The sequence below is a fragment of the Promicromonospora thailandica genome, assembly GCF_024171955.1.
Taxonomy (GTDB): Bacteria; Actinomycetota; Actinomycetes; order Actinomycetales; family Cellulomonadaceae; genus Promicromonospora; species Promicromonospora thailandica.
The window spans coordinates 645,680-664,248 of sequence record NZ_JAMTCS010000001.1; the positions used below are offsets into that span (position 1 = coordinate 645,680).

The following is an 18,569-nucleotide window of genomic DNA, read 5'->3' on the forward strand; positions in this document are numbered from 1 at the left end:
GGCCTTTTTCGCGTGCCGCAGCCGCCTCCCGGCGCGTTGATGAGATCGGAATTTCTGATGCGTTCGATAGCGCTCGCCGAGGCGGCCTCGTCAACGGCAGAGAACGATCCGAAAAGGTGCCGCGGGCAACCTTCCGCTCAGCCCGTTCCGGTCTTCTTGAAACGCTCGTCGAGGTAGGAACGCATGTGTTCAGGAAGGTCGAGCTCGCCCGCCTTGATGGTTTCCAGAAGCGTCATCCACGCCTCTGCGGTGAAGAACAGCTTCGGGCCGTCGGGGTCCTTGCTGTCGCGCACGGCTATCACGCGGATCTGTTCGTCGTCGGTCATCTGGGTTCCTGTGTCCTCGGTATGAAGGCGGACGCGTCAGGCGCCCGTGGTGGAGAACGCCACGACGGAGACCGTGACGCAGTAGTCGCCGCTGTAGCTGCTCTTGTGCCAGCCCGCCTCGGACACCTTCTTGCCCGGCGCCACGTGCTGGAAACCCTGCGGGTTTTTGGCCGTCTGCCGGGACCGCTGGTTCAGGCTGAGCACGTGCGCCCGGTGGACGGGCAGCGCCGGGAGCTGGGAGCGCGAGGCCCGCGCGGTGACGGGTCCGTCGTGGCTGCGGTCGGCGAGCGGGGCCCAGCCCGACGTACCGTCCTGCCGCTCCGCAGGGGCAAGCACGACCCGGCGCCCGTGATCGCCGTACACCGTCCGCCCCTCGGGCGTGACGGCGTGCAGCGCGATGCCGAGGTACGGCCCGACCAGGTAGGCCCCGACGGTGTCGGCGTCCCGGGCCTCTGGTGTCCACAGCGCTTCGAGGATGCTCTCGGTGCCGGACCGGCCGGTCTCCCGCCGGATGGCGTCCCTGGCCTCCTGGCCGAGAGCTTCCGGGTGGTTGACGACCAGGCCGGTGAGGGCGATCTGGAGCCATTCGGGCGTGTCCACGTACGTGTCGCGGTCGACGAGCAGACCGCCCCCGACGGCGTCGAGGATCGCCCGGTAGAGGGACCCCTCGTCGGACGCGTTGTCCAGGACCGCCTCGCCCACCTGACCCGACGGGGTCGCCGTGGTGTCGACGCGCTCGACCACGTCGGTGAAGAGCGTGTCAAGGGTACGGACGGTGGTGGGCGCCTGGGCGGCAGCCTCCTCCGAAGTCCGGGCCGATGGGCGCACCGGCGCCCAGGCGGGCACCTGCCCCGCACCCCGGGCCAGGACGACGCGCGGACCGCCTTCCGTACCGTAACGGGCGACCTGCCCCTCGAAGCCGACGACGACGAGGTCGACGCCGGCGCGCTCGGCGAGCAGGGCGGGGGCCAGCGCCGTCGTCAGGGCGTCCCAGTCCCCCGGGCCAGCGAGGGCCTGCGCGATGTAGTGCCAGGCGTCACCAGAGCGGACATGCTCGGCGATCTGGTCGTGCAGTGCCCGCGCGTCGGCGAGCGCGGGACTGCCGTCGAAGTGGTGCTCGACGATGCGCGCCTCCGACTCGAAGGTGTACACCGCGCGGACGAACGACGGCATCGTCCGTGCGGCGCTGTCGGTGGCGTGGTCGCTGAGCGCCGCGCGGAGCTCGGCGGCGCTGCCCGCGTCGATCGCACCGCCGGTCAGGCGGCCCCCGACGGCGTCGAGCACCGCCTCGAAGAATCCGTCGGGTCCGGCGGCCTCCGTCCCCAGGGCGGCCTGGTGCTCTCGCAGCCAGGAGTCCAGGGCGCCAGGAGCCTGCTGGCTCGCCGGCATCAGCGCGTTGAGCGGGGACATGGCGGGGAAGTGCAACGCCTGGGAGGGCAGCGCGGCCCATGCCCCCGGGCCGCTCGTCCGGGGAGCCGTGGTGTCGTCCGGGACCGAGGCCACATAGGCGGGCCTGCCCTGGCCGTACCGGTCCAGACTGCCGTCCGGTCGAACCACCCGGACGGCCACGCCGACAAGCTGCAGCAGGAATGGCGCCACGGAGTCGGCGAGCTCCGGCCATGACGCCGGGTCTGTGATGCTCGCCAAGATGTCGTCCATGGCCGCACCGGTGTCCACCCGGGCGTCGATGTCGGCGGCGAGCCGCAGGTCGTCGGCCGCCTGTCCTGGTGCCCGGGTACGACGCGCGTAGTGGTCGGCGTAGACGCTGTAGATCGTCAGCCAGAGGTCCAGGTCGTCGTCCCGCTCGCGCCGGCCTGCCTCCACGACGGCCGCGCGCAGGTCCTGGGCGTCGGTCACGATGCGCTGCCCGACAGGCAGGCCGCCGTCCAGGGCCTGGAGGATGGCACCGAAGACGTCGTCTCCCGGCGGGACGGTGACCTGACGCCCGTGGCTCAGGGCCCAGCGCTGCTGGTCGGGACTGAGTACCGTCGACGCCGGGTCCTGCTCGGCGACGGGTGGTACGGCGACGAGCCGGTCGTCCTCCACAAGATCCTCGAGCGCGCGGAACGCCGGAGCACCCGCGACGTCGGCCACGCGGGTGGCGGCGGCCGCGTCCTGAGGCTGTCGGGCCGGGGCCAGCGCCACCCAGGCGTTCCCCGCGGTCCGGGCCAGGGTGACGTGACCCGATGCCGGGTCACCGTGGTCGCGGACCGATCCGTCACGATCCAGCACGCGCAGCGCGACGTCGAGCTGCTCGGCGGCAAGCGCCGGCCACCGGTCGTCAAGCGTGCCGGAGGCGGGTGCCGGGCCGCCGAGCGCCGCGACGAGCCGCTCGTGCTCGGACGGCGGGAGGACGAGGCCGACGGCGTCCAGGAAGCCGACACCGAGCGCGCCCTGCGCGGGGGCGCCGAGCACCCGGAGCCCGGCGCCCATCGCCCAGGCGACCTGGTGGCCCGACAGGCCGTCGAAGGCCCTCCGTGCGTCGCGTGGCACGGCCGCGGCCCAGCCGGTACGCGCGTGCCCCCCGTCGGCGGCCTCGACGATCACCACCGCGGGCCGGGCACCGTCGAGGGCCGGACCTGTGAGCGGGCCGTAGGCGCGTGCCTGGCCGTCCGCGCCCACGACGAACAGGTCGCGCCCCAGGTAGTGGCTGACCACGGAGGGGAGCACCTGATCGGCCAGTCGGTCCCAGTACCCCGTGTCGGACGCCGCGTCCGAGGAACGGTCGACCAGCACGGCCGCGATGTTCTGGCGCGCCTCGCCGGTCTCAAACGCGGCCTCGATCGTCCGGTCGAGCTGCACCAGGTCATGGTCCGGGTCGCCCGCCGCCATCCACTCACGGGTGACCGACCGGTAGGCCTCGGCAGCGGCCGGCCACCAGGGCAGGTCCTCCGTGGGCGTGTGCGTGTCCGCCCGCACCTGGTCGGCGAGCTCCTCACGCAGCCTGACGACGTCCCGCACGGGACGGTCGCTCAGGGTGACGGCACCACCCGCACCGGCCAGCACGGCGTCGAGGAACGGCAGCGGCCCCCCCGGCACGAACGACATGCCCCAGGAGCGGGCCCAGCGGGCGACCGTCCAGCCGACGCCGGCGGGGGCACCGTTGACGCCGTACGACAGGCCCTCCGGGTGCTCGGCCACGGGCCGCAGCGGCTCGGGCCGGAGCGGCTCCGGCGGCACGACCTGCTGGCGCTCGGCCTCGACGGGTGCGGGCTCGAACCCCCTGGGGGTCGCGTCGAGCGCCGCGAGCGGCGCCACCCGGGCCGCGGCCTCGCCCGTGGAACCGGTGGAGCGGGCGATGCTCGCTCCGTCCTGCGGACTGCCCGACCACTGGGCGGCGAACCGCTCCAGCGTGGCGACCGTTGTCGGATCGGGATTCTGCTTGGCACGCTCGCTCTCGAGTACCGTGCCGAAGCCGTTCCGACGCCCGTCGGAGTCGTCGGTCATCCGCACCTGCGGGTAATAGGGACCGTAGACAGACCGCGAGGTGCCCGTCCCGCTGGTGCTGGATGCTAGCGACTCCATGAACACATGAGCGATGGCGCCCGCACGTTCGTCATGGACGGCCCATTGTGCAAACCCGCGCAGTCGCGCCTGCGCCCATTGGAGCTGCCCGTCGTCCGGAACGAAATCATGACCCCGCATTCGAAGTTCGCGAACCACTAAGGGCCGAAGGTACGTGAGTTCCGCTGCGGTCAGGCTCGGGGCGCGTAGGGGGACGGCTCCAGGAACAAGCTCGGGCCCACCGAACGCAGCGTTGAGAGCGCTGAGCGCCTGGCGCACCTCAGGATCGAATCCCATATCGTACCGAGTCGCCGTCACATATTCCGCGACAAACTCGGCAGGATTCTCACTCGCATAAGCGCTGACCTCTCCCGTAATCTCCGTGTTCTCATCATCGATGAGCGCAGTGTTCAGAAGGTCGGCCATCGCCCGGGGATTGTTCTGGTAGTGCAAGAAATGCGCCACCTCATGAACAATTCCAGCTTCCGCGATGTGCGCCACTCTGTCATATACACCGAGGTCAGCCACATCGCCTGACCTTTGAAATCCCACGGGAAATTCAACACCCGACCGCGGCATCAGGAGAATGTTGTTTGGTGGCACGAAGTGGGTGTGGGAATTGCCTACGATCACCTCCCGCCGGATATCGACAGGTCGACCAGTACCCCTCGAACGGGTTACCGTGATTCGGTCCGCGTATCTCGGGAGGTAAACCTGGAGCTCCGCCTCCTGAAATTGATATCCGCGCTGCTGCAGCGCTATCACGGCGTTCCTCATCCGTTGCTGGCTGCGCTGGACCACAGGATCGTATCGTCGCTCACGGTGGAAGTTCACGCGCAAAGGTCCGATTTGCTCCCGAAAGACTTCCAAAGCCCCGTTTCTGTCGAAGTGGTGCCCCAGATTGCTGCGCTCGAGATACGATTCCAGTTCAGGATGCCAGAACACTTGTTCCCGCGGCAAATTCCTGAGTTCGTTGTCAGAGATACCTTCCGCAACAACAGACGAACGGCCGAGAATAGCGCTCATCTCAGCATCAACAAAGCGCTGTCGTCCGACTTCGTAGGCTTGCATGGCACGGTTGGAGAGCCGCCCGTGGGCGTCGCGCTCATCCATAACGAGGTAGTGATGAGCATTGATGCCATTTGCCAACTCCCGCATGTCACCCGCGTAATCCAGGCGCTCCAAGAGAGTCGAGAGATCCGGAGCGAGACGCCTGTAGCGCGCATCGATCATCTGCGGCGACAGCGCTGGTACGCGGCTCTGCTGGGAAGACGAAGTGCCTCCGCTGCTGGAGGCATATACCCGCTGAGGAGCATATGCCTGCTGAGGGGCGTACGAGGATCCGGACGACCACTGCCCGGCCCCCGCATACTGGGTCTGCTGAGGTGTCAGGGACAGAACCGAATGAGCAGCGATACCAGCTTGTCGCAGCGCGGCCGCCTGGTTTGCTGTTACGGCGATCACACCGCTCTCGATGCCGTCGATGACCTGCCGCTCTGCCGGGTTCATGAATGCTCGGACGTTGTTCACCGAACGCAGGGCAGCGATGAGCTGGTCAACTGGATTCCCGCCGTCGGCAAGGTACCGTCGGCCAGCGAGCACCTGGTTGTACAGGAGCTCCGCCTGGCTCACCAGTGGCATCTTGCGATCGACGTCGGTCAGCGCCCCGAACGCCGCCTTGATCGCAAGGTCTCGTGCGGCGGGCTCGTCGAGGATCTCCTCGTCCTTCTTGGCCCGAAAGAGCTGCCGGGCCTCCAGCAGCAGTCCGTCGGCGCTCTTCGGGTCTTGCGCGGCAAAGGCGTCCCAGGCGTCATGCACCGTCGTAGGGATTCCGTCGCCGACGACGTCAGCGACCGTGTCGGAGACCGCGTCGTCGAGCTTCGCCCCGCGCAGCGGCACGGGCGACATGCCGACGACGGCTCCGCCTCGCACGGTCAGGTCGAGCACCGTGGCCTCTGCGCACGCGTCAGCGCTCTGGCTCGACTTGCGCCAGGCATTCCTCACGGTGGTCCTCCTTTATCGGGGCGAGGGGTGTTATGGGAATCGGCTGCGAAAAATCAGGACTGCGTGCGGCTGCCCTCGAACAGACCCGGGCGCCCCGTCCACGGGAACGTGCGCTCCGGTGCTGCACCGTCTTCCGCCGGCCGCTCCGGAGCATCGGTCGGCGGCACAGCCGCGATCTCTGCCAGGTCATCGAACTCGCTGTCCTTCACCCCGAGGACGAAGGCCTCCCACTCGTCCGGGGTGTAGTAGAGCGCCACGCCGTCGGGGTCGTCCGCGTCCCGGAGGACCACCATGTACTCGGCGTGCTTGTGCGTGACGGGCACGTCGTCACCGTCCACGAACACGACCTCTGCCGATTCCACGATCCCGCGCATGTCCACCGTCCTGGGCTGGTCCCTCTGGTCTGGGGCGCGCAGCGCACACGGCGCGCCGCCCGTCACATCATCGGGTCGCCGCACATCGTTCCTGCGGGAAAGCGCACCAGCACCGCCCCTTCGAGCAGCGCACCTGCCCGGAGGGGCAGCACCGCCGCTACCCGCCTCCTGCGTTCAGAACGCACCGGTGCGGATGCCGTACGCGACGGCCTGCACCCGGTTCCTGAAACCGAAGCGGTTGACGACCTCGTGGACGATGCCCTTGATCGTTCGCTCGGAGTAGTTGAGGTCGGCACTGATCTCGGCGATCCTGCTGCCGGCCGCGAGACGACGGAAGACCTCGATCTCGCGCGGTGACAGGACGGCGCCCGCGACGTCCAGCCCGGACGACTCTCCCGCGGAGTCCTCCTGAAAGCTCCGCAAGCCCCCGGCGCCCTGGGCCCCGGCATCTGCGACCACCGCGATCAGTGCCTCTGCCACCTCGGACATGCCGGTCACACCGTGGTTGAGAAAGCGCGCCATGCCGCGGTCGGTGGCCTCCGTGACCTGGCGGGGACTGAGCCGGTCGGTGACGAGCACGGACGGGCGCGTCACGCTGCCCGGAGCCACTCCCATGGCCGCGATCGCGCGTCCGGCCGCCTGCGGTGCGATGAAGAGCAGGACGTCGGCGTCGGGACGTTCCCGGAACGGCAGGCAGACGAACCGTGGATGCATGTCGAACCATGCCCCCACGCCCTCGTCCGCTGCCCGCCCGGAGGTCCAGAGAGCCACCGCGATCTTCCGGGGAACTGTCATGGTGGGTCCGCGCCTCTCAGGTGACCAGAGGTTGACGAGTTGAACAGCCGAAGCGTAGCCGTTGCGTCGCCGCCGATCGCTTCGGATCTGGCCGTTCCGCCCGGATCGGGCGACCTCGTGCCCGAACGGCTGTGCTTTGTGGCCGATCGGACACTTCATGCACGAGGACGTGGCCGGTGCCCCGCCCAGGTGCCAGCCTGCTCTGGCGCGTGCCGCGCCATGTCGCCCACGAGACAGGTACGCCGCTCCAGCCACCGGTGCGGGTACACCTCTCGCACAGCCGCGCACCCACCCTCTTAAGGATGCAGAACTCGCGATGAGCAGGATCGCTTTCCACCGCCCCGCACGAATCATCGCTCCGACGGTGCCGGAGCAGAGGGTGACTCTCACCCTGCCGCCGCAGAAGCCCGACAGCGGCGGCTCCAACACGTGGCTCTACGTGCTGCTGCCGTTGCTGAGCAGCATCAGCATGGCCGCGTACATGGTGACGTACGGCAACCCGTGGCTCGTGATGCTCGGTGTGACGATCGTGGTGGTCTCGATCGCGCTGACGTTCGGTATCCGCTGGCAGCAGCGCAGCTCCGCCCGCAACGCGCGGGACCGGCAGCGCGAACGCTACGACGAGTACCTGGCAGGCATCCGCCGGCAGGCTCGTGCCTCGTTCACGGCCCAGCGGGTCGCCGACGCGTTCAGCCACCCCAGCCCCGTGCGGCTGTGGGCGATCACGACCGGGCGTCGTCGCGTCTGGGAGCGCAGGCCTGGGGACGACGACTTCCTCAAGGTCCGTCTCGGCACCGGTGACGGTCCACCGGCGATGCAGATCGCCATGAACCCCCGCAGCGATCCGATGACCGAATACGACCCCGTGGCGGACGGCTGGGCCGGTTCGCTGGTCAAGAAGCATGCCCGCGCCGACAGGCGGCCGGCGTGGCTGGACCTCGCAGGCTCCGGGGTGGTCAGCCTGGTGGGGCCGCGGGAGCAGACCCGGAACCTTGCGCACACACTGCTCACCCAGCTGGCCGTGCTCCATGCGCCGGACGACGTCACCGTGGCCGTGCACACGGACGGTGCTGCCGGCTGGGAGTGGACCACGTGGCTGCCCCACGCGAACCAACAGGATGCCCGTCCGGGCGGTGCGGGTGTCGTCCCGCTCGTCGCGGAGACGTTCGACGGTCTGAGCGGCTTCCTCGACGAGTATGTGTCGACAGCGACCACACGCCGGGCCGAACGCACCGGGCCCATGTCGGGCTTCCGCGACGTAGGTCCGGAGCACCGGTTGGTCGTCGTCCTGGACGGGTACCGGCCGGGCGCTGACTGGGCGCGCGACCCTGTCGTGGGGCGGCTGGTGGCCGAGGCCGGACCCGGGACCGGTATCTGCGTGGTCTGCCTGGTCGAGCGCGAGAACGAGGAGCCCGAGCGGGTCGACGTCCGGGCTCGCGTCGACGAGCAGGGCGGCCTGACCCTGACCAGCCGGACGCCCGCGCTGCACAGCGGCGTCGACGGCGCCGTCGCCGACCGGCCGGGAGTCGTGCTGTGCGAGCAGATCGCCAGAGGTCTCGCACCGCTGCAGCTCTCCGGCGAGCAGGAGCAGGTGCTCTCCCGCACGGTCGCGCTGCCGGAGATGCTCGGGTTCGACGACATGGCCGACGTCGACCCGCGCACCCGATGGAAGGCGCCGGACGACGAGACGCTGCTCCGGGTACCGATCGGGGTGACCGGAACGGGCGAGGACCTGGTGCTCGACCTGAAGGAGTCCGCCCAGGGCGGGGTAGGCCCGCACGGGCTGGCGGTGGGTGCCACCGGCTCGGGCAAGAGCGAGTTCCTGCGAACCCTCGTGACGGGACTGACGATGCAGCACTCGCCCGAGGTGCTCAGCTTCGTGCTGGTCGACTTCAAGGGCGGCGCCACGTTCGCCGGGGTGACAGAGCTGCCGCACGTGGCGGGCCTGATCACGAACCTTGCCGACGACCTTGCTCTGGTCGACCGGATGCACGCTGCTCTGCACGGCGAGCAGCAGCGACGACAGAACATGCTGCGGGACGCGGGCAACGTCGACTCGCTGCGCGACTACCAGGTACGACAGGCCGCCGGTGGCACGGACGTGCACGGGCAACCGCTCGAACCGCTCCCCTACCTGCTCATCGTCGTCGACGAGTTCGGAGAGCTGCTGTCGCAGCGGCCGGACTTCACCGACTTGTTCGTCCAGATCGGCCGCGTCGGGCGCAGCCTGGGCATGCACCTGCTGCTCGCCAGCCAGCGGCTGGAGGAGGGCCGCCTGCGCGGCCTCGAGTCACACCTCTCGTACCGCATCGCGCTCCGGACGTTCAGCGCGGGCGAGAGCCGGGCGGTGATCGGCACCCCGGACGCGTACCGCCTCCCATCCATCCCGGGCTCCGCGTACCTCAAGGTCGACGAGTCGGTCTACGAACGCTTCCGCGTGGCCCACGTCTCCCGCCCGTACCGGCCACGGCCGCAGGACGCCGAGGCCAGCAGCGGCCCGCCTGAGCCCCCGGTCGAGCTGGGCCTCAGGACCGCGGAGGACGCCGCCGCCCAGGCGATGTTCGGCGAGCTGCTCCAGACGGTCGAGCCCGACCGTCCCGGACCGGGTGAGCGCACCGAGATGCAGGTCGCGGTCGAGCAGCTGCGCCGCTTCGGCACACCGGTGCACCAGATCTGGTTGCCCGTGCTGCCGGACCTCATCCCGCTCGACGCGATCCTCGGGCCGGTCGCCGCCGAGCCGGAGGGGCGCGGGCTCCAGGCCACGGCCTGGCCGCTCGGCGAGCTGTCCTTCCCGGTCGGTGTGGTCGACGTGCCGGCGGAACAGTCGCAACGGCCCCTCATGCTGAATCTGTCAGCACACGGGCATGTGGCCCTGGTCGGTGCACCGCAGAGCGGCAAGAGCACCACCCTGCGCACGGCCCTGATCGCCGCGATGCTCACGCACACACCCGACGAGCTGCGGTTCTACTGCGTCGACCACGGCGGTGGCTCGCTCCAGGTCCTGCAGGGCGCACCTCACGTGGTAGGCGTGGCCGGCAGGCACGACGAGGAGCGGACGCGCCGGGCGCTCAGCGAGGTGCACCAGCTCGTGGGCGAACGGGAGCGCCTGTTCGAGGAGTGGGGCGTCTCGACCATGGAGGAGCTGCGCCGACGGCGCGACGAGGGCCTGCTGCCCGACGGCGTCTCGGTCGCGGAGGTGGTGCTGGTCATCGACAACTGGGGAGCGGTCCGCGCCGCGGACGACTCGGCGGAGGCGCTCGTGCAGGAGATCTCGTCGCGCGGTCTGAGCGTCGGCATCCATCTGCTGCTCACGGCCAATCGCTGGGCCGAGGTGCGCCCGAACCTGCGGGACAACATCAGGGGCCGGCTCGAGCTCCGCCTGAACGAGCCGACGGAGTCGGAGGTCAGCCGCCAGGCGTCACGACAGATGCGTGCGGCCACCCCGGGGCGGGGCATCGTCTCCCCGGGTCTCGTGTTCCACGCGGCGTTGCCACGGCTGGACGGGGACTCGAGCGCGGAGAGTCTTGGCAAGGTGCTCGACGCCCTGGTCAGCGACATTGCCGACGCGTGGCGCGGCGAGACAGCCGGTCCCCTACGCGTGCTGCCGAAGCTCCTGGGCCCTGCCGAGCTCGACCGTGCCGTGCTCGCCGACGGGCAGGTTCGCCCGCACAGCGAGGTCCCGATCGGGCTGCGCGAGCTCGACCTGGCGCCTGTGTCCGTGGACCTGGAAGCCGGGGACTCCCACTTCCTGGTCTTCGGTGACGGCGGTTCGGGAAAATCGTCCTTTCTCCGCACGTGGATGCGCGCGATCGCCGCGCGTCGGGACGCGACGGAGGTGCGGTTCGTCGTCATCGACTACCGCCGCAGCCTGCTCGGTGCCGTGCCCGACCCCTACGTGGGTGCGCAGGCGGGCGACCCCGAGCTCGCCGCCGCCTATGTCGAGCAGGTCGTGGCCAAGCTCAAGGAGCGGCTGCCCCCGCCTGACATCTCGGCGCAGGAGCTCCGTGAGCGCAGCTGGTGGACCGGACCAGAGTTCTACGTCGTGGTCGACGACTACGACCTGGTGTCCGGAAGCGTGCAACGTGGCCCGCTCGCTCCGCTGGTGGACTACCTGACGCAGGCGAGGGAGCTCGGGCTCCACCTCATGGTCGCGCGGCGCGTGGGCGGCGCGTCCCGTGCCGTGATGTCCGACCCGCTCATCACTCGCCTGCGCGAGCTCGGTTCGGCCGGGCTGCTCCTCTCCGGCGACCCGCGCGAGGGTGCGCTCCTGGGCGACCAGCGGGCCACGCAGCAGGCGCCGGGGCGCGGCGTGCTCGTCCAGCGGGGAAAGGCCGCCGGGGTGGTCCAGCTCGTGCTGGACCACCCCGACGAGGCGACTTTCGAGGAGCTCTGAGCATGACCACCAAGCAGGGGAACTCAGGTGCGGGTGATCGACCCGGCGGGCGGCTCAGGGAACCGCGCCTTGCGGTCGGCCGAGCCGTAGGACTGACCGGCGCGATCGATACCCGCGACGAACTGCCCGGCCGCCTGGATCGCGTCGGCGATCTGACCGAGCGTCTTCTCCTGGACGGGGTTCATGCTCGCCGCGAACTCCCGCGCGGGTTCGTTGATCTGGCTCTCCACCTCACGGGTCCGGAACATCTGCTCCGCCGACGTGGGCGCGTAGAACTCCTTGATGACACCACCGGCACGCGCCGTGACCTCGACCGTCGTCGTGGCGCGCTGACCGAACACGGAGTCCCTGGTGTCGAAGACCAGGCTGCGCAGCGCCTGGTACGAGGACACCAGTGCCTGCAGCTCCCCGACCATCGTGGACATCCCACCCCGGACCGAGGCCATGCTCATCCGCAGGGGCGGGGTCTCGGGCGGCGCCGTCTGCTCGGGAGCGTCACCCGACCCGGTCGCCTCGACGGGGTCGTCGTTGAAGGACGGACCTCCTGCTGCCCACTCGTCGGGAACAGCGAGCTGGGAAACACCGGACCACAGGTCCTTGCCCTTGTCCGGGTCGGGCGGGGCCTCGCCGGACTCTGCCGGGGGTTCGTACGGCGCAGCGTACTTCGGCGCGACCGGCGTAACGGATTCGTTCGGATCAGTGGGCATGCGTCCCGCTCCTGCTCATGCATCGGGGTTGACCATGCCGACTATAGGTTCGAAGAACTCTTGGTCGAGATCAACGATCTTGAAGACCAAACACTGTGCCTCTTATGGCACGAGTGGTCGACAAAGAGGATGAGTTTCGCGACAAGACGGAGGTCGGCCACATGCCGAGCGCAACCTTGAGCCCTGAGGAGTTCCGCGTCCAGCTCGGCCAGCTGCGCGCCGCGATCGGGGCGGTCCGGCGTGAGCACGCCACGATCACCGCGGCCATGGGCCAGGTCGAGACAGAGTTCGCCCGTGCCAAAGAGGCGTGGAGCACCCCCGCGGCGCTGACATACGAGGACGTCCAGAAATGGTTCGAGCACGCAGCGCACGAGCTCGAGGAGCTGCTGGCCGAGATGACACGACGCATGCAGCACTCGTACGAGGTCTACCGGGATGTCGAGGAACGTAACTCGCGAAACCTGTCCCCCCAGCACAACCAGCAGAACGGTCGCTGAACATGCCTGATACCAGCGTCGACTATGACGCCGTCGAGTCGTTCTCCGTGGACCCGAACGGCCTGGTGGCGAGTGCACGGAAGATCCGGGAGCACACCGAGACCATCATCGACTCGCTCCTGACCATCGAGAACACCCTGGACCAGCTCAGCCTGGGCTGGGCGGGGAGTAGCGCGGACGAGGCCCGGGACTTCGGACAACGATGGCAGGCCATCTCGTGGGATCTCTTCGGCACCGAACAGGCGCCCGAGCGCGGTGTGCTCGCGGTGATCGCGAGCGGTGTGGCGACGGTCGGTGACCTCTTCGCACGGACCGAGACATCGCTCGTGGAGTTCTTCGAGACCTTCGGCCAGGGGCTCGTGGGCGGCGGCTCCGAGGGTGAGACCTCCTTCGGACCACGCGAGGACATCACCGACGTCCGGACGACGGCGGTCACCCAGGACTGGTGACGACGCCGCTGGGCGTCCAGACAAGCGATCCGACAAGACGACGTGAGGTTTCATGCCATCGGGGACGAGCTACGGGTTCGGCGTCGACTACTACGCCATGTACGAGCTCGGCAACGCCTGGATCAGGCTGGGCGACGAGCTCGACGAGCGCACCAGGACGATGAGCCAGGCCGTGGCCGGCATGGACTGGTCCGGGAGCGCGGCGGGTTCGATGCGCACCGTGTGGGGAGAGGGCTCAGGCGACGCCACGTCGATCGCCGGCGTCACCTCCCTGCTCATGGGTGCCCGTGACAACGCCTACCAGATCGGCGGCGCGATCCATCACTACGCCGCCAAGGTCCTGGAGGCGGAGGAGCGCGCGGAGAAGCTGGCCCTCGCTTCCTTCCTCGGCGGGCTGTTCGGATCCCTCCTGACGCTTGCGTTCCCACTGATCGCGTCGGTGGGCTTCTTCGGCCGGGCATTCATCATTCTCGACCAGGCGGTCGGGCGGCTCGCCGGGGTCATCACGCGGATGATCCCGAACGCGCTGCTCGGTCCGGGCGCGAGGGCCGTCGCCGAACGTGGGCTCGGGTACATCGGTGCGGCGATCACCGGGGCCGCCACCAACACCGCCGTCGACTTCGCGATCCAGGCCATCTCACACCGGGCGGTGGGCGAGACGTGGAAGCCCACCGCGATCGACGCCGCCTTCTCCGCGGGCTTCGGCGGTGTCTTCGGAGCGGTCGGTTACGTCGGTTTCCGAGGCAACCACCTGCCTGGTCCGAACACGAGCGTTCCTCGGGTCACGGTGCCCGCGCCCTCGAGTGGTTCGCCCGGGCTGCCCCAGCGGTCCGCGTCCGGCGGCTTCGTCCCCACGGTGCGCGACGACGGACTGCACCAGGCTCCAGCCGTGCGCCCGACCGAGCTGAACCTGCGCCAGGTCCCGGTACCGTCCGGCCGCACCGCCACGCCGCCGCACGGCTCTGGCTCGGCCACACCTGCGCCGAGCCCGGACGCCGGCGGGGCAGGGGGCCGGCGTCATGACGCAGGAGGTCAGGACGAGAACCTCACCCTGGTAGCCCCCGCTGCGATACGCGTGGAGGGCGGCGGCGCAGAGTGGGCCGTGCCGCTCGGTGGTGCCCGGGAGACCCCCTCTGAGGGCAGCGGTGGTGAGGGGGCAGTGCCGTTCGGCGGTACCCGAGAGACGCCTCCCGCCGACGGCGGCGTGATCGGCGGTGCCGCCCCCCGCCCCGTACCAGAGCCGCACGCCGGCGGGCACGACCCCGCCGTGCACGCCGGCACCACCGAGGCTCTCACGTTCAGGAGGGACGAGTGGCAGACATTCCTGGATGACCGGGACGCCGTGTACCTGAACCGGCTCGACCTGGAGGAACGCTACAACTGGGCGACGGCTTTCGGCCCGGACAAGGATGTCGTTGCCACGCAGGCCCGGTTCCGGGAGCGGGACCCAGAGGGCACGGCACTGATCGAGCGTGACCCGGCCACGCTGCGCGACCTGAACGCGAGCTACCACCGTGACCTGCGGCAAGGCTTCGAGGCATCCTGGCACCGGACCGGCGGCCGCCCCGACGCCGACCCGGGCTGGGCCGCCGAGCTCTCGAGGCTGCGGGGAGGACTCGGGGACCGGTTCGAACACTTCGCCCATCGCCAGCGGCTGCTCGACGAGTTCGACGACGCGTTCACCCGGTCCCTCGACCAATTCCGGAGCGACGACCTCTTCGGCGGCGCCTATCTGGCGGATCCTCCTGAGAGCGCGCACGCCGTGAGGTACGACGAGGCCACGGGCATGCCCGTCGCGTTCCGGGACCCGGGACCGGCGGCCCACGTCCGGGCGACAGGGCGGGCTGAGGTGACGGCCGCGACCGACCTCGCCTGGCAGAGCGCTGGCAACCGCCGTCCTGCGGGCGAGCACGCCCGAACGCTGGACGAGTCGATCAGCGACCTGCACTCCGGACTGCCCGCGCGCCTGGCCCACCGGAGTGATCAGGAACGTCAGGTGGAGCACGCCGGGCGGGACTTCGACCGCGCCCACGCGGACTGGCAGGACGACGTGCGTGTGGGCGGTCAGATCAGCGAGGAGGCCGCTGACCGAGCCCGCCACGAGTTCCTTCGCGACCTGCGCCGTCACCACGACGACCTTGGTCGGCAGCTGGAGGGCGCTCCGCCGGAACGGTTCGGCCGGGCGTGGGAGCGGACGAACGAAGGTTTGGTGGGCACCGTCCCGGAACGTCTGGAGCACAGCGGCTTCCGTGCCCGCGCCCTGGAGCGGGGGCAACGCGCCCTGGATGACGCGCTGGCGCGGCACCAGGAGCGTTCACCCCTCGAGGCCACCGTGAGCGAGGACAGCAGGGAACGCCTCGCCATGGCATGGAATCGGGACATCGAGACGACCGTGGACGACCACTGGTTCCGCGCCAGGGAGGCTGCTGCCCGGCAGCCCGGATCGGCAGCTCCCGAAGGCCCGGACCTCACGCCCGACGGCCAGCTGTCCTGGGACGAGCGCTTCGAGGACCTCGCGTCGACCCTGCCGCACCGGATCACGCACGAGCTGGAGAAGGACATCGTGCTCGGGCAGGCCGCACGCGACTTCCACCACCTCGCCGGACACCCGGACGACCTGCGCGGTCAGCGGTACGACGTGAGCGTCAAGCAGTTCGACGACATCGCGAAGGACTTCCGCACCGACACCCTCACCCAGTACGACCGGATCTGGGCGCCGGCGGAGGCCGACTCCCGGGCGTGGCTCGCGCACGAGGCCTCGCGGGCGGACCTTTTCGCCACGACCCTGGCCCGCGCACAGGAGTCCCCGCTCCAGGCTCCGCCCCGGCCCGCGCCGCGGCCGGACGCGGACGCACCGGTCACGGGCACCAGGTCGGAGGCCACGCCGCTCAGGATCGACCCTGACCTCGGCAGGCAGCCCGACTCCGCGGAGTCCAGCTCCGGCCGGAGCACGTCGCTCGGTGACCAGCAGACGCACGAGACCGCGCACTCGGCCCGGACCGACGACCGTGCGGCGTCCGGATCGCCCTTCCGGATGGACGAGGCTCAGATCCAGGTCGTCCGCGAGGAGCCCGTCAGCCAAACCCTGTCGTCCAGCGGACCGCGCCAGGGTTTCGGCGAGCCCCGCACCACGGCTGCGGAGGCTCATGGCCCGCTCGGAGCCCTCCGCGACCAGCCGCCGGTGCGTCCGGCGGGACAAGGGGATTACGGGGAGGAGTTCGGCTCGACGCTGCGCACCGACCCGGCCTACGCGCACGGAGCAGCCGCCCAGGAGCTCTACACGGCCCGGCTCGATGTCCTGCGACAACAGTACGTCGACGCGAGAACCGCCATGGACGTGAACGGCCCGGCCGACGCCGCGCAGGTCGAGGAACTTCGACGAGGTGTGACCGACGCCGCGGGACGCCTCCGCGCCGAGAGCGCGATGATCGCGGACACCGTCCGCGAGTTCCACGACCGGTACGCGGAGCTGGGCCGCGAGCTCTCCCACGACCTGGGCGCCCGGATCTGGTACACGCGGCAGATCAGTTCCGTGGAGGACGAGTTCCGTGCCGCGCTCACGAACCAGGGGGTCGTCGCCCTGGCAGGTCTGGAGCGCCACTTCAGCGCGCAGGCGCAAGCCGTGCGCGCTGCGGCCCACACCGATCTCGCGGGTCCGGACGCGCGGTCGCAGGACTGGCGGAGCGCCGTCTGGCAGACACGACGCGAGCAGCTGGACGCCACCTACCGCGAGGCGTTGGCGCATGCGGCGCAGGAGTACCCCGCCACGGTGGCGGAGGCGACGTCCACCCTCCCGACCACCGACGGCTCGGCCGCTGACGTCCTGCACGACCCGGACTCCAGTTCCGCCGCCGTGCACGCCGAGCACCTGGCTCAGGTGCGGGCACGCTTCCACGAGGCGCTCGACCACGCACAGGACTCGGTCACCGCCGGCATCGTGAGCAGGACCGCACACCAGGAGACGGCAGACGAGCACCTGACACCCGAGGCAGCGCTGCTGGCCGCTTTCGAGATCGAGGACCCTGCTCTGACGGAGACCGCCGCGGCGGTGCTGCGTGCGGAGTTCGACGGGGCGCTGCGCGCCACGGCGGCCGCGCAGCCGGCCCCGGCCGAGAGCGTCCCGGAGCAGGCCTCGCCGGACTGGGACGGATGGCTCGCCCGGCAGGTCGAGGATCTGCCGGTGCGGCTCGCCCTCGAGGCGGCGCGTGCCGCTGCCGTGGCCGAGGCACGCGATCTGGGCGAGACCATGGGACGCGCCTGGGAGTCCGCGCTACCGGTGCCCAGCCCGATCTTCGTGAAGGTCTTCGACATCATGCCCGGCCCGGTTCCCGCCGTCCTGCGCGAGGCCGTCGTGGACGCCTACGTCGCCGACGTCACGACCAGGTTCGACGACGCGTTCGCGGGCCTCACCGCGGCGGGCAGCGCGCGCGGCCTGCTCGGAACGAGGCTGCAGGAGTGGCACCTGTTCTCCCGGCAGGCCACGGAGCGCCTGGACATGTGGTTCCCCGTCGCTCTCGCCGGCAGGCGGGCGGTCAGCGTCGCGGAGAGGCACTTCGACCAGCATCTCGCCGGTCTGGAACCGGCGGCACCCCTGTCGACCCATCAGGCGCAGCGTCTGAGGCACGAGTTCGCCGTCCGGGCACAGGAAGCCTTCACCCAGATCTTTGCCGGACACACCGGGGAGGCCTCGGACCTCACCGCCCGGACCTGGCGATGGGAGGCCGTGCTGTCCGGCCTCACCAGGGACGTTCCGGACCAGGTCGCCTTCGAGGCGACGGCCGCGACGTCGCTGCACGAGGCCGGCCAGTCGTTCCAGAGGCTGAGCCGGGGCCACGACCTGGACACCGACCGGCTCGAGGAGCTCGCCGTCGGCTACCGGAGGGACTGGTTCCACGAGCTGCGCACCGTCTGGGCGCCGCCCGGCCTCCCGGAGACATGGCTGGACCACGAAGAGCAGACGGACGACGCGTTCACCGGCGGGCTGACCGACCTCTGGACGACCGAGGCAGAGCCCGAGTGGCAGAAGTCCTCGCAGAGCATCCCGCGCGAGGACGGCGGCCCGGTCTACTGCGTCGAGGCAGCTCCGGTCTGCTTCGCTCCCTACCGCACCGAGAGACAGGAACCCCCACGATGAGCACGACACCAGAGTTCGACGTCAAGGCCCTGGCGGCGCAGACCCGGCAGATGCAGGAGAGCATGGCCAGGGCGCGGGAGCGGATCGAGCAGCTCCAGGCGACCGGGAACGACGGGACCGGCATGGTCACCGCGACGGTCGGTGGTGACGGCCGCGTGCTGTCCCTGAGGATCGATCCGTCGGTGATCGACCCGACGCGGCCCGACGTCGTCGAGGACCTTGTCGTCGCCGCCACCAACACCGCGATCGACGCGCTGCGCGACCTGCACGCGGAGAGCATCGGCGCGGTGACGGAACAGATCGGCGGTCTGCTCGACGGGCTGGACGGGAGCCCGTTCGGCGGGGCGGGCCACGTGCCGCCGCCCGAGCAGCACCGCTGACCGCGC

At 70.3% G+C, this 18,569-nt stretch carries 10 protein-coding genes; 5 read left to right on the plus strand and 5 right to left on the minus strand.

Annotated features, from left to right (window positions below):
• Window positions 1-137: 137 nt before the first annotated feature.
• The 4 genes from APR03_RS03065 to APR03_RS03080 form a co-directional block, all read right to left on the minus strand.
• Window positions 138-326 carry a DUF397 domain-containing protein gene (locus APR03_RS03065; protein WP_253832610.1) on the minus strand — a complete coding sequence of 63 codons (189 nt, stop codon included), beginning with the start codon at window positions 324-326 and terminating at the stop codon, window positions 138-140.
• Window positions 327-362: 36 nt separating this feature from the next.
• Window positions 363-5,834 (minus strand): hypothetical protein, encoded by a 5,472-nt coding sequence (locus tag APR03_RS03070; protein WP_253832612.1) that lies wholly within the window; start codon window positions 5,832-5,834, stop codon window positions 363-365.
• Between the two features lie 53 nt (window positions 5,835-5,887).
• On the minus strand, window positions 5,888-6,196 hold the full coding sequence (locus APR03_RS03075; protein WP_253832614.1) for a DUF397 domain-containing protein: 309 nt from the start codon (window positions 6,194-6,196) through the stop codon (window positions 5,888-5,890).
• Between the two features lie 186 nt (window positions 6,197-6,382).
• Window positions 6,383-7,162, minus strand: a complete 780-nt coding sequence (locus APR03_RS03080; RefSeq protein ID WP_253832616.1) for a helix-turn-helix transcriptional regulator — start codon at window positions 7,160-7,162, stop codon at window positions 6,383-6,385.
• A gap of 220 nt (window positions 7,163-7,382) precedes the next feature.
• Between APR03_RS03080 and eccCa the strand changes: the two genes are divergently transcribed.
• On the plus strand, window positions 7,383-11,396 hold the full coding sequence (gene eccCa, locus APR03_RS03085) for a type VII secretion protein EccCa (RefSeq protein WP_253832618.1): 4,014 nt from the start codon (window positions 7,383-7,385) through the stop codon (window positions 11,394-11,396).
• Between the two features lie 23 nt (window positions 11,397-11,419).
• Here the strand turns inward: eccCa and APR03_RS03090 are convergent, their stop codons facing one another.
• A complete protein-coding gene (locus APR03_RS03090; protein WP_253832620.1) occupies window positions 11,420-12,103 on the minus strand; it encodes a hypothetical protein in 684 nt (227 codons plus the stop codon).
• Between the two features lie 104 nt (window positions 12,104-12,207).
• Here APR03_RS03090 and APR03_RS03095 point away from each other — a divergent pair, with 104 nt between their 5' ends.
• Genes APR03_RS03095 through APR03_RS03110 form a run of 4 tightly spaced genes read left to right on the plus strand, consistent with a single transcriptional unit; the run spans window position 12,208 to window position 18,563 of the window.
• On the plus strand, window positions 12,208-12,600 hold the full coding sequence (locus APR03_RS03095; protein ID WP_253832622.1) for a WXG100 family type VII secretion target: 393 nt from the start codon (window positions 12,208-12,210) through the stop codon (window positions 12,598-12,600).
• A gap of 2 nt (window positions 12,601-12,602) precedes the next feature.
• Complete coding sequence (locus APR03_RS03100) at window positions 12,603-13,049, plus strand: WXG100 family type VII secretion target (RefSeq protein ID WP_253832624.1); 447 nt, start codon at window positions 12,603-12,605, stop codon at window positions 13,047-13,049.
• A 52-nt stretch (window positions 13,050-13,101) separates the two neighbouring features.
• Window positions 13,102-18,183 (plus strand): hypothetical protein, encoded by a 5,082-nt coding sequence (locus tag APR03_RS03105; RefSeq protein ID WP_253832626.1) that lies wholly within the window; start codon window positions 13,102-13,104, stop codon window positions 18,181-18,183.
• The gene (locus APR03_RS03110; protein WP_253832628.1) at window positions 18,180-18,563 is read left to right on the plus strand and encodes a YbaB/EbfC family nucleoid-associated protein; all 384 of its coding nucleotides are present in this window, start codon (window positions 18,180-18,182) and stop codon (window positions 18,561-18,563) included. Before APR03_RS03105 ends, APR03_RS03110 begins: the two co-directional genes overlap by 4 nt.
• The last annotated feature ends 6 nt before the right edge of the window (window positions 18,564-18,569 follow it).

Bases quoted from the DNA above. Each gene is read 5' to 3' on its own strand.
- APR03_RS03065 (WP_253832610.1), bottom strand. From the start codon at position 326: ATGACCGACGACGAACAGATCCGCGTGATAGCCGTGCGCGACAGCAAG.
- APR03_RS03080 (WP_253832616.1), bottom strand. From the start codon at position 7,162: ATGAAGTGTCCGATCGGCCACAAAGCACAGCCGTTCGGGCACGAGGTC.
- APR03_RS03090 (WP_253832620.1), bottom strand. From the start codon at position 12,103: ATGCCCACTGATCCGAACGAATCCGTTACGCCGGTCGCGCCGAAGTAC.
- APR03_RS03095 (WP_253832622.1), top strand. From the start codon at position 12,208: ATGGCACGAGTGGTCGACAAAGAGGATGAGTTTCGCGACAAGACGGAG.
- APR03_RS03100 (WP_253832624.1), top strand. From the start codon at position 12,603: ATGCCTGATACCAGCGTCGACTATGACGCCGTCGAGTCGTTCTCCGTG.
- APR03_RS03105 (WP_253832626.1), top strand. From the start codon at position 13,102: ATGCCATCGGGGACGAGCTACGGGTTCGGCGTCGACTACTACGCCATG.
- APR03_RS03110 (WP_253832628.1), top strand. From the start codon at position 18,180: ATGAGCACGACACCAGAGTTCGACGTCAAGGCCCTGGCGGCGCAGACC.